Source organism: Pontibacter locisalis, from assembly GCF_042684605.1.
In the GTDB taxonomy this organism is placed as follows: domain Bacteria; phylum Bacteroidota; class Bacteroidia; order Cytophagales; family Hymenobacteraceae; genus Pontibacter; species Pontibacter locisalis.
On sequence record NZ_JBHULU010000003.1, the window covers coordinates 51,277 to 63,571 of the forward strand.

8 protein-coding genes are annotated in these 12,295 nt (G+C 45.8%); 3 read left to right on the forward strand and 5 right to left on the reverse strand.

Annotation, left to right across the window (positions count from 1 at the left end):
- The first annotated feature begins 21 nt into the window (after positions 1 to 21).
- The 3 genes from gldE to recG all read left to right on the forward strand — a co-directional run bounded on the left by gldE (position 22) and on the right by recG (position 4,201).
- Positions 22 to 1,392 carry a gliding motility-associated protein GldE gene (gene gldE / locus ACFSRY_RS02445; RefSeq protein WP_377503102.1) on the forward strand — a complete coding sequence of 457 codons (1,371 nt, stop codon included), beginning with the start codon at positions 22 to 24 and terminating at the stop codon, positions 1,390 to 1,392.
- Positions 1,393 to 1,429: 37 nt separating this feature from the next.
- Positions 1,430 to 1,972 carry a gliding motility lipoprotein GldD gene (gene gldD, locus ACFSRY_RS02450; RefSeq protein WP_449301363.1) on the forward strand — a complete coding sequence of 181 codons (543 nt, stop codon included), beginning with the start codon at positions 1,430 to 1,432 and terminating at the stop codon, positions 1,970 to 1,972.
- A gap of 129 nt (positions 1,973 to 2,101) precedes the next feature.
- Positions 2,102 to 4,201 (forward strand): ATP-dependent DNA helicase RecG, encoded by a 2,100-nt coding sequence (recG, locus tag ACFSRY_RS02455; RefSeq protein ID WP_377503106.1) that lies wholly within the window; start codon positions 2,102 to 2,104, stop codon positions 4,199 to 4,201.
- A 175-nt stretch (positions 4,202 to 4,376) separates the two neighbouring features.
- Here recG and ACFSRY_RS02460 read toward each other — a convergent pair whose 3' ends face one another.
- The 5 genes from ACFSRY_RS02460 to ACFSRY_RS02480 form a co-directional block, all read right to left on the reverse strand.
- Positions 4,377 to 6,167, reverse strand: coding sequence for an acyl-CoA dehydrogenase family protein (locus ACFSRY_RS02460; RefSeq protein WP_377503108.1), 1,791 nt, complete (start codon positions 6,165 to 6,167; stop codon positions 4,377 to 4,379).
- 41 nt (positions 6,168 to 6,208) lie between these two features.
- Complete coding sequence (locus ACFSRY_RS02465; protein ID WP_377503110.1) at positions 6,209 to 7,387, reverse strand: acetyl-CoA C-acyltransferase; 1,179 nt, start codon at positions 7,385 to 7,387, stop codon at positions 6,209 to 6,211.
- A gap of 33 nt (positions 7,388 to 7,420) precedes the next feature.
- Positions 7,421 to 9,823: a 3-hydroxyacyl-CoA dehydrogenase/enoyl-CoA hydratase family protein gene (locus ACFSRY_RS02470; protein ID WP_377503113.1), complete on the reverse strand. Its 2,403-nt coding sequence runs from the start codon at positions 9,821 to 9,823 to the stop codon at positions 7,421 to 7,423.
- 24 nt (positions 9,824 to 9,847) lie between these two features.
- Positions 9,848 to 10,282 carry a MarR family winged helix-turn-helix transcriptional regulator gene (locus ACFSRY_RS02475; protein ID WP_377503115.1) on the reverse strand — a complete coding sequence of 145 codons (435 nt, stop codon included), beginning with the start codon at positions 10,280 to 10,282 and terminating at the stop codon, positions 9,848 to 9,850.
- Positions 10,283 to 10,513: 231 nt separating this feature from the next.
- Positions 10,514 to 12,274, reverse strand: coding sequence for an AMP-dependent synthetase/ligase (locus ACFSRY_RS02480; protein WP_377503118.1), 1,761 nt, complete (start codon positions 12,272 to 12,274; stop codon positions 10,514 to 10,516).
- Between the last annotated feature and the right edge of the window lie 21 nt (positions 12,275 to 12,295).

Below are 12,295 nucleotides of genomic sequence, written 5' to 3' on the forward strand. Positions count from 1 at the left end.
GTTGAACGAAATAGATTAATTTTGGAAAGTATAGATTCCGGAGACCCCCTGAGTTTTAGCTTATTACAACTACTTCAAAGCTCATTTACTGAACTCAGAATAGAATATATAGCAGCATCCATTGCCGCTTTCATCCTTCTGCTGCTTTCTGCTCTCGTTTCGGGAGCAGAAGCAGCTTTTTTTTCTCTCTCAGAGCACGAACTGGAAAAGTGTAAGAATAGTCCGCTGCCAGCTGAGCAGAAAGTTTTCCAACTCCTCCAAAACCCGCGTAAGCTTCTTAATACCTTACTGGTCTTTAATAACGGGATCAACGTAGGCATCATAACTTTATTTGCTTATGTAGCCTGGCAGCTTTTTGGCACCACCGCCCTAAGTGTGGCTCCTATGATTTTCTGCGTCCTTTTCGCTACTTTCTTTATTGTGTTCTTTGGTGAAGTACTGCCTAAAGTATATGTTCAAACAAGGCAGCTGACAATTGCCAGAAGCGTTTCTCCTTTTTTGAGCTACCTGCAGATAACCGCGAGGCCTCTTTCATGGTTAATGGCCAGAATCAGTGAGTATATCGACAAAAATTACATGATCCGGGGATACCAGCATACCATAGAAAAGCTGCACCACAGCCTTGATGTGGCACTTACAAACGAGGACACCTCCCCGGAAGAACGAAGGATTTTAAGAGGGGTAGTTAACTTTGGCTCCATCACTGTAAAACAAATCATGCGCCCGCGTATCGATGTGATAGCCTTTAATGCAAAGGAAACACTGCCCGAGTTGTTACCACAGATACTGAAATGGGGATACTCCCGGGTACCGGTCTATACAGAGAGTACTGACAAGATAGAAGGTATACTTTATGTTAAAGACCTGCTCCCCCACCTGCACGAAGGTGAAACTTTTAATTGGCTAAAGCTTGTTCGCCCCGCCTTTTATGTACCGGAAACCAAGAGAATAGCTGATCTTTTTCAGGACTTCAAGGAGAAGCACGTGCATATGGCCATTGTTCTAAATGAATACGGCGTTACTTCAGGCCTGCTTACCCTAGAGGATATTGTGGAGGAGATTGTAGGCGAAATTAATGATGAGTTTGATGACGATGATGATATCATTTACTCTCAACTAGATGATAATACTTTTATATTTGATGGTAAAACTTCTCTGCACGACTTTTGCAAAATAGCAGAAGTCCCATTCGATGTCTTTAACGAAGTAAAGGGAGAGAATGAAACTGTAGCGGGACTAATGCTGGCACTCTTCTCCCGCATTCCGCGCGTGGGCGAAGAAGCATCCTATGGCCGCTTTAGTTTTACCATTGAATCAGCGGACACAAAGCGTGTTAAACGAGTTAAAATCAATGTCAGAAACAAGAAAGAACACTACCATAAAGCTGGCTAAGCTAAAAGCTTTTTTATGGTTTAGCGTGGCAGCAACTATGGTAGCCTGCAGTGCAGAGTATACCCCTAAACCAAAAGGATTTAACCGGATTGATCTACCCTCGCAAACTTATCAGTCCTTACAAGAAGAGCATCCTTACCAATTCGAATATTCCCAGCATGCCAAGATAAGACCTGATTCTTCGCTGATTGCGCAACCTCACTGGATAAACATTATATATCCGAACCTGGGGGCTAATGTGCAGTTAACGTACAAAGAGCTTAACAACGATCCCGAGAAGCTGAATGATTTAATAGAAGATGCACGGAAACTGACAGGCAAACACCAGGTAAAAGCATACTCTATTGAGGAAACAGAGGTTCGAATACCATCTGGCGATGTTGCCTCAGTATTTGAGCTGGAGGGGGAGGTGCCAAGTCAGTTTCAATTTTACGTAACCGACTCTACAGATCATTTCCTTCGGGGGGCATTGTACTTTAGAACGGCTACTCAAAATGATTCTTTAGCACCAGTTATTGATTTTGTAAAAAAAGACATCATTCACTTGCTGAATACGCTAAAGTGGAAAGACAAGCAATAAGCGGGTTTTATATCACTTTGAAATAATAACACGAGCAAAAGCCCTGGCAGCACTTACACCTGTCAGGGCTTTTGCTTATTTTTGTAATCTACACTTGCCATTCCTTAACCTCAGAAGCAAGCCAGAATTTTGAGCAATTTCTTTAACACTAAGATCGAATTCCTTAAAGGTGTGGGGCCCATGCGGGCAGAGCTGCTGCAGAAAGAGCTGCAGATCTTTACCTATGGTGATCTTATACAGCACTACCCGTTCCGCTATCTCGACCGTACTCAATTTTATAAGGTTTCGGAACTGGACGAGAGCATGCCTTACGTACAGGTTAGAGGGCGAATCAGAGGAAAAGAGGTAATCGGCGAAGGAAGAAAGCAACGATTGGCAGCTACCCTGGTGGATGAGAATGGCGATCAGCTGGAACTGGTGTGGTTTAAGGGTGTGAAGTGGATGCAGAAGTCGCTAAAGAACCATACCGATTACATTGTGTTTGGAAAGCCGACTGAATTTAACGGTAAATTCAGCATGGCACATCCGGAACTGGAGGAGCTGGCGGAGGAAAAACAAACAACAGCATTTCTGCAGCCTGTCTACCACACTACCGAGAAGCTGAAGGCACACCGTATCGACAGTAAGGTAATCGGCAAGATGATGGAAATGCTACTTAAAGTAGCGGTTCCTAACATTCAGGAAACGCTATCGCCTGAACTAATTGATACATACCGCCTCACAGATAAGCGCAGCGCACTTATCAACATACATTTTCCGGAGACGGTGGAAAAGTATAATGCGGCAAAGTTCAGATTAAAATTTGAGGAGCTTTTTTATATCCAGCTGCGCCTGTTCCGGCAGAAGGTAGTGCGTAAAGCAGATCTTAAAGGGCAGGTTTTTAACCAGGTGCCTACCCTAACAGAGTTTTACAAGAACCACCTGACCTTTGACCTGACCAATGCCCAGAAGCGGGTAGTAAAGGAAATATATGGTGACCTGACGGCAGGCAAACAAATGAACCGTCTGCTACAGGGAGATGTTGGCTCCGGCAAAACTATTGTAGCCTTTATAACAATGCTGATCGCAGCAGACAATGGTGCGCAGTCTGTTTTAATGGCACCAACTGAGATCCTGGCCGACCAGCACTATGTGGGCCTGAAAAAATTCGCCGATAGCTTAGGTATTAACTTAGGCAAGCTGACAGGCTCTACCAAAGCCAGAGAACGCAAAGTGCTTCACGAGCAGCTTCGCTCAGGAGACATGAAAATGATTGTAGGCACACATGCACTCCTAGAGGATGTAGTGCAATTTCAGAACCTAGGTCTGTGCATTGTAGATGAGCAGCATCGCTTCGGTGTGGAGCAACGGTCTAAACTGTGGCGCAAGAACCCACGGGTCATACCTCATGTGCTTGTTATGACGGCTACTCCAATCCCACGTACCTTAGCCATGACCCTGTATGGCGATTTAGATGTGTCTGTAATAGATGAATTACCAGCAGGCCGTAAGGAAATTGTAACTGTACATCGCTTTGATTCACACCGTCTGCGTGTGTTTCAGTTTGTCCGGGACCAGATAAAACTTGGAAGGCAGGTGTACATCGTGTATCCGTTAATTGAAGAATCGGAGCAGATGGAGAACTATAAGGACCTGATGGATGGATATGAAAGTGTGAAGCGAGCCTTTCCTGAGTATGAAGTAAGCATGGTTCACGGTAAGATGAAGCCACAGGACAAAGACTACGAGATGCAGCGCTTTGTGAAGAACGAGACGCAGATCATGGTGGCAACTACTGTTATCGAGGTGGGTGTGAACGTGCCAAATGCTTCAGTGATGATCATTGAAAGTGCGGAACGGTTTGGCCTATCGCAGCTACACCAGTTGCGGGGCCGTGTCGGACGTGGCGCTGAGCAAAGCTACTGTATACTAATGACGGGCTATAAACTAAGCAAAGACAGCAAAACCCGTCTGGAAACAATGGTGCGTACTAACAACGGCTTTGAGATTGCAGATATTGACCTGAAGCTCCGTGGTCCGGGCGACCTGATGGGGACACAGCAAAGTGGCGTGCTGGACCTGCTTATTTCTGACCTGGCGAAAGATGCTCCCATACTGCAGGAAGCTCGTGCTGCCGCGCAGCGTGTCCTGCATGTCGATCCTCAGCTGGAGCAACCCCAGAATCATAATTTACGCCGGCATATACAGTCGCTGAGTGCTAACACTGTAAACTGGAGCAGGATTAGTTAAATACAATAAGGTAAGTTCCACGCGAAACACTAGTGTAAATGCTATATTTCTTTGGCCTTATTTTCCTTGTGTATTTTATTTTATAAGAATCTTCTATGCTTGCTGCGAAACAACAGCCTAAAAAAAGAAGCCTTCCCCTAAGGAGAAGGCTTTTTTAACTATAAATGGTCAGAAATTAATAAACATATTCATTTGCCTCTATCAAGGCTGCTGCTATACGACGGCGTGCCTCTTTCGTATTGTACAGGTCTTTCTTAGTGAAGCGCTTCAGACCCATAAACAGCAGGCGCTGCTCGTCACCTTCAGCCATTGATGCAATTGCATCTTTACCGGCAATAAGGGCTGCATCTACGGCATCATTCACCACAACACGCACAATATCAATTTGATTTGCCACAGCCTCCTCGCCTTTCTGGCTAACCAGCTTTTCTACCCGCAGCAAAGTAGATTCTGCCACATAAGTTTTAATTGCCATGTCAGCAATGTTCATCAGTATCTCCTGCTCTTTCGCAAGTGAGTTCATGTACTTCTGAACAGCTGTACCCGCCACCATAAGTATTGCCTTTTTCAGGTTACGGATTGCTTTATGCTCTGCAGCGAACAGTCCTTCCTCTTCATTTCCAAAATCAGGAATAGCCATAAGTTCATTCTGAACCGCCTGTGCTGGCCCCATTAGATCAAGCTCACCATTCATGGCTTTCTTTAGGATCATGTCTACAGTAAGCATGCGGTTGATCTCATTAGTACCCTCAAAAATGCGGTTGATACGAGAATCACGGTAAGCACGGTCCATTGGGTAGTCAGCTGAGAAGCCATAACCACCATAGATCTGAACACCTTCGTCCACTACAAAGTCAAGCACCTCAGAGCCCTCAACTTTCAGCATGGCGCATTCCACAGCAAATTCACGGGCAGCACCAAGCAATGCCTCGTTTTCATCTTTACCGGCAGCCACAAGCTCCTGCTCCATGCGGTAAATATCCATACCTGCGCGGTACTGCGCCGACTCTACAGCATAGATTCTGATGGCCTGCTCAGCCAGCTTATGACGGATGGCACCAAACTTGGAGATAGGCAGTTTAAACTGATGACGCTCATTCGCATACTTAATAGAAAGATCTGCTACTTTTTTAGAGGCTCCCAGTGTTGCAGCACAAAGCTTGATACGGCCAATGTTCAGGATGTTAAAAGCGATCAGGTGACCTTTTCCAATTTCACCCAACACATTCTCCTTCGGCACTTCGCAATCTGAGAAGAACACCTGACGCGTAGATGATCCTTTGATACCCATTTTGTGCTCTTCATTACCGAGGCTTAGGCCAGGGTAACCTTTTTCCACAATAAAGCCAGTGAATTTATCTCCATCAACCTGTGCAAAAACGATGAACACATCCGCAAAACCTGCGTTAGTGATCCACATCTTCTGCCCGTTCAGGATATAGTGCGTACCAGCATCATTTAACACCGCTTTGGTCTTGGCAGCAAGTGCATCTGAGCCAGAACCTGGTTCTGTTAAGCAATAAGCTGCCGCCCATTCACCTGTAGTAAGCTTAGGAAGATACTTCTGCTTCTGCTCTTCTGTGCCAAAGTATAAAATCGGCAGCATACCTATACCGGTATGTGCTGCAAACGCAACCGGGAAAGAATGTCCGCCGCCTACAGATTCTGTTACCAGGAGCGAAGTATTAAAGTCCATGTTAAGACCACCGTACTGCTCAGGCATTGAAACCGCAAAAAGACCCAAGTCCCCTGCTTTCTTCATCAGGCTCTCCATCAGCCCCTCTTCATGATTATCTAATCTGTCGAGCAGCGGTGTAACCTCTTCCTCCACAAAGTCCAGGCAGGTCTGGGCCATCATGCGCTGCTCTTCACTAAATTCTTCAGGTGTAAAAACGTCCTGCGGATCTGTTTCCTTGATTAGGAACTCACCACCTTTTATGCTAGCAGTTTTATTTTGAGTTTCCATTGATAGTTTATTTAAGATGTTTTAGATACAGTTTGGTTAGTTTATTTCAGGAGTTCAAATACACCGGCAACACCTTGTCCGCCACCAACGCAGGCGGTTACTATGCCATATTTGCCTCCCGTGCGACGCAGGTCACTAAAAAGCTGAACGGAGAGCTTTGCTCCAGAACAACCAAGGGGGTGCCCAAGCGCGATTGCACCACCGTTGATGTTGAGTTTATCCGGGTCAAAATCCAGGTGACGCATAACAGCAATAGACTGTGCTGCGAACGCTTCGTTCATTTCAATCAGGTCGATATCATTTAGGGTCATACCTGCCTGCTTTAAAGCTTTCGGAACAGCTGCAATTGGCCCCATACCCATAATACGAGGGTCTACGCCACCTGTGCCATAGCTTATCAAACGTGCAATCGGCTCAAGATTCAGCTCCTTTACCATTCGCTCGCTCATTACTATAACAAAGGCAGCCCCATCAGATGTTTGCGAAGAATTACCGGCCGTTACAGTGCCTCCTGCAGCAAAGACGGGCTTCAGCTTTGCCAATCTTTCTAAAGAGGTATCTGCACGGGGACCTTCATCGGTATCCACTACATAAGTCTTCGTTTTCTTCTTACCATTTTCATCCAGGTAAGTCTCTTCTATGGTGATTGGTACTATCTGATCTTTGAAGTAGCCTTTCTCAATAGCGTTCAGCGCCTTTTGGTGCGACTTTAGAGCGAACTCATCCTGATCTTCACGTGAAACCTTGTAATCGTTAGCCACAGCCTCTGCCGTTAAGCCCATGCTCAGGTACCAATCAGGATTCTTACTTGCGATTTTGTAGTTAGGAACAGTCTTCCAGCCAGCAGTAGGAACCATTGACATTGATTCAGTACCACCTGCAACTATACAGTCGGCCATACCTGCCGCGATGCGGTTAGCAGCGATTGCAATGGTTTCTACCCCCGAGCCGCAGTAGCGGTTAACGGTCATACCACTCACTGACATTGGCAGTGCCAGCAATGAGACCATACGTCCAATCTGCAAGCCTTGCTCTGCTTCCGGCACGGCATTACCTACAATCAGATCGTCCACACGCTCAGGATCCAGGGCAGGAACTGTACTTAATAAGTGTTTGATGACATCAGCGGCCAGGTCATCTGGTCTGGTAAACCGGAAAACACCACGCGGAGCTTTACCCACTGCGCTTCGAAATCCAGCTACGATATATGCGTTATTCATTTTGATGCTCTTTTATAGTTTATCCTATAGTTCCTAGTTTCTCAGTGGCTTGCCTGTTGTCAGGATGCTCTGAATTCTTTCAAGCGTTTTGCGCTCCCCGGTAAGTGACAGGAAGGCCTCACGCTCCAAATCCAGCAGGTACTGCTCGCTCACCTCAGTTGGGGCAGATAAATCTCCTCCGCACATTACATAGGCAAGTTTCTCAGAAATCTTCTTATCATGCTCCGAAATGTAACGCCCTGAATACATGGCATTGGCACCTGTGAGGAACATACCCAGTGCACCTTTACCCTGCACCTTGATGTTAGTGCGTTCCACAGGCTTTGTATAACCAGCCTCAGCCAGCATAATGGCGTGTGATTTGGCATCGGCAATCAAGCGGTTGCTGTTAATGGTGATGCCATCGCTTTTGCGCATATAACCAAGATCAATCGCCTCTTTTGCAGAGGTGGATACCTTAGCCATACCGATTGTCAGGAACACGTTCTTCAGGTCATTGTACTCGATGTCACCTTCAGCATACATATCGGCGGCACGCATGGTCATCTCTTTTGTACCGCCACCTCCTGGTATCAGGCCAACGCCAAACTCTACCAGGCCCATGTAGGTTTCAGCAGCAGCCTGTACGTGGTCGCAATGCAGGTTCAGTTCGCAGCCACCGCCCAGTGTAAGGCCATGCGGAGCACCTACAACAGGTATAGCTGAGTAGCGCATGCGCATCATGGTGTTCTGGAACTGCTTGATCATGAAGTTGATCTCATCATACTCCTGCTCCAGCGCATACATATATATAAGGGCCACGTTAGCACCAGCAGAGAAGTTGGCAGCATCGTTGCCGACTACCATACCTCTGAAATCTTTCTCTGCCAGTTCAATGCCCTTGTTTAAACCGGCAACCACATCTCCGCCAATGGTATTCATCTTGGTGTGGAATTCCACATTCAGGATGCCATCGCCCAAGTCTGTGAGGGTAGCACCGCTGTTTTTCCACACTACTTTATTACCACGCAGGTTCTCAAGTATGATGAAATTCTCAGCGCCAGGAATGGCTTTATATTCTTTAACCTGTATGTCGTAATAATGGCGCGTGCCACTATTAACGATATAAAAAGACTCTTTGCCATTGTTTAGCATATCCTCAACCCACGGTGCTGGTTCGTAGCCTGCCTCTATCATTCTTTGAACACCTTCTCTGGCCCCGATGGCGTCCCAGTACTCAAACGGACCAAGCTCCCATCCAAAACCTGCACGTAAGGCATCGTCTATTCTATAGAGCTCGTCAGAGATCTCAGGAATCCTGTTAGACACGTATTGGAAAAGACCAAACAACGACTCCTTGAAAAACTTAGCAGCTTTATCATCCTGCTGAGCAAAAACTTTAATGCGTTTCTTCAGGTCATCAATCGGCTTTAAAGCCTCTAGGCTCTGGAACTTCACCTTCTGCTTTGGCCCATATTCCTGCGTGTTCAGGTCCAGCGTCAGGATTTCAGTCTTACCCTTTGCGTCTTTGGTCTTTTTGTAGAAGCCCTGGCCTGTTTTATCGCCCAGCCACTTGTTCTCAACCATTTTCTGCAAGTAGTCCGGCAGCTTAAACAGCTCACGCGACTCATCCTTTTCTCCTGTCTGGTATAATCCGTTAGCGACGTTTGCCAACGTATCTAATCCAACTACATCCAAGGTTCGGAAAGTAGCTGATTTAGGACGACCGATGATCGGGCCTGTTATCTTATCAACTTCATCTACAGTCAGTTCATACTTGTTCATCACCTTCAGCCCCTGCATAATAGCATAGATACCTACACGGTTAGCTATAAAAGCAGGTGTATCCTTAGCAAGCACGGTTGTTTTACCCAGGTAAAGATCACCGTAGTGCATCAGGAAATCGACAACCTCTTTATCTGTTTCTGGTGTAGGGATGATCTCCAGCAGTTTAAGGTAGCGTGGGGGATTGAAGAAGTGCGTACCGCAGAAATGCTTTTTGAAATCGTCAGAGCGACCTTCCAGCATCATATGAATTGGAATGCCTGATGTATTGGAAGTTATCAGGGTACCTTGTTTGCGGTGTTGTTCTACCTGATCAAAAACCTGCTTCTTTATCTTCAGATTCTCTACCACCACTTCTATGGTCCAGTCAGCAGTGGAGATATCCTTCATGTTATCGTCAAAATTACCGGTCTGTATCAGGCTTGCATCAGACTTACGGTATAGCGGCGATGGATTAGAGTTTATGGCTGACTGCAAAGCACTGTTCACAATGCGGTTTCGCACAGCCTTACTTTCGAGCTTCAGGCCTTTCTTCTCTTCCTCTGGTGTCAGTTCCTTTGGAGCAATGTCGAGCAGCAGCACCTGCACCCCAATATTGGCAAAGTGGCAGGCGATCCGTGAGCCCATTACCCCGGAGCCTAGCACTGCTACTTTTTTAATTATTCTTTTCATAGAATAGCTATGGTTGTCTATGGATTAAAATATTTCCTTGTTATCGATCATGCCGTATATGCGGCTGCATACTTTAAAGAATACCTCCAGTTCCTCCTTGGGTATCTCTTCGCGTACTTTAATATTGAACTCCTTTACTGTACGTCGGGCGACTTCTTTCTTCTCTAACCCCTTTTCCGTCAGGAATATGCGCACCAGGCGCTTATCGTTGGGGTCAGACACCTTATATATAAGGTCCCGCTCCTCCATACTTTTTAAAATGCGTGTAAGGCTACGGGTTTCTAACCCCAGAAGGGGAGCAATTTTGGTGGCAGGAGTACCTGCCTGCTGATCAATATTTAACAGCACAAAGCCTATGGAGGTTGTGATATCATTTTTAACGGCTTCTGAGTTGTACATGCGCGAGATAGCATGCCAACATACCTTAAAGTTATAATCTACTGTTTCTTCTGGCTTCATACATCGGCTATGGTGTATACCAAATATAGAAAAAAAATGTTATGCTTGCATACTATTTTTAAATTAATTCTCTTCCAACACCTTACCTTCCTTACAAGCAATGTTATAGATACTAAAGTTATTGTTATACTGAAAAAACAGCGTCGGGTATACCAAAACATATTGTTACTAAACAAAAAGCCCCCTGGCAGAATTACCAGGGGGCTTTTTGTTTACAGAAATGCTAAAATACTAAAACATACTCTCGATAAGATCTTTATAATTGTTTGTGATAATCTTACGCTTTACCTTCAGAGTAGGCGTGAGTTCACCGGTTTCCACTGTCCACATCTGAGGGACCAGCCTGAACTTCTTAACCGTTTCATACTGCGCCAGTCCTTCGTTTGCTTTGATGATCTCCCGCTGGTATTTGTCAAGCACTTCAGGCTTTGTAATCATTTCCTCATCAGAAGTGTACTTGATGCCTTTGTGCTGGCACCAATCCTGTAAACCCAGGAATGACGGCACTATGAGTGCGGCAGCGTATTTCTGTCCTTCCCCGACTACCATCGCCTGCTCAATTACTACAGACTCTTTGAGCTTATTCTCAATTGGCTGCGGTGCAACATACTTACCACCAGATGTCTTGAACATCTCTTTCTTGCGATCTGTAATCTTGATGTATTTCCCATCGATCAACTGCCCGATATCGCCGGTATGGAACCAGCCGTCTTTGTCTATCACTTCATCCGTCAGATCCGGTTTATTATAGTACCCCTTCATCACGTGAGGTCCACGGGTAAGGATTTCCCCATCCTCCTCAGCAATTTTAACTTCAACCCCATCTATCGGCATACCTACTGTACCGATCATGTTATTATCAGGCTCAAAGCGATTAACCGTGATTACCGGTGAAGTTTCTGTAAGACCATACCCTTCCATAACACGAATATTAGCTGACCAGAAAACGCGGGCCAGGCGAGGCTGCAGGGCAGCGCCTCCCGAAACTATTGCAATTACGTTTCCGCCGAGTGCTTCGCGCCACTTGCTAAAGATCAACTTATTCGCGAGGGCAAGCTGCTTGTTATACCACCAGCCCTGGTCCTGCTGTGTATCGTATTTCAGCCCAAGTTCCAGTGCCCAGAAGAAAAGGTTACGCTTCACTCCTGTTAACTCCATACCTTTGGCCACTATTTTGTCATAGACCTTTTCCAGAAGGCGAGGCACTGTTGTGAATACATGTGGCTTCACCTCTTTCAGGTTCTCTGCCACCATCTCTATACTTTCTGCATAGTAAATAGATACACCTATACGCATGTATAGGTAGAGAAGCATACGCTCAAAAATATGACAGAGCGGCAGAAAGCTGAGGGCTCTATGCTCTTTATGTACTGGCACGTAAGGCACAGTGCCCTGCACATTACTTACCAGGTTCCGATGCGTCAGCATTACTCCTTTTGGATTGCCTGTGGTTCCGGAAGTATAAATGATAGTTAATATATCATCCGGTTGCACAGCGGCTTTTAGCGGCTCAAGCTGTTGCGGATCTTCTCCCTTTCCCAATTCCAGCACCTCTGTCCAATGTTTTGCTCCGCTTACCTCATCAAAAGTATAAATTTCCTTTATTCCTTCCATGCCCTCTGTGGCAGCAACTACCTTATTATAAAGAGAGGCGTCTGCCACAAAGATTGCCTTTACTTCAGCATCGTTAAAGATGTAGCGGTAATCCTCAACTGTGATTGTAGGATACATAGGCACACTAATGGCTCCTATTTGCTGGATACCAAAGTCGGCCAATACCCACTCCGGACGGTTGAAGGAAATGATAGCCACCCTGTCATCTTTTCCAACCCCCAGCTTTAAAAGGCCCAGACTTATTTTATTTGCATAATCCTGCACATCTTGTGTACTATACTTCTCCCATTTCCCATTTACTTTGGCAGCAAGGCAATCTGGCTGCGGGAAATTCATGAGCTGATAAGGCAGGAGGTCTAGTGTACGGGTAATTTCCATGGTATATTGGTTAGGAGTATT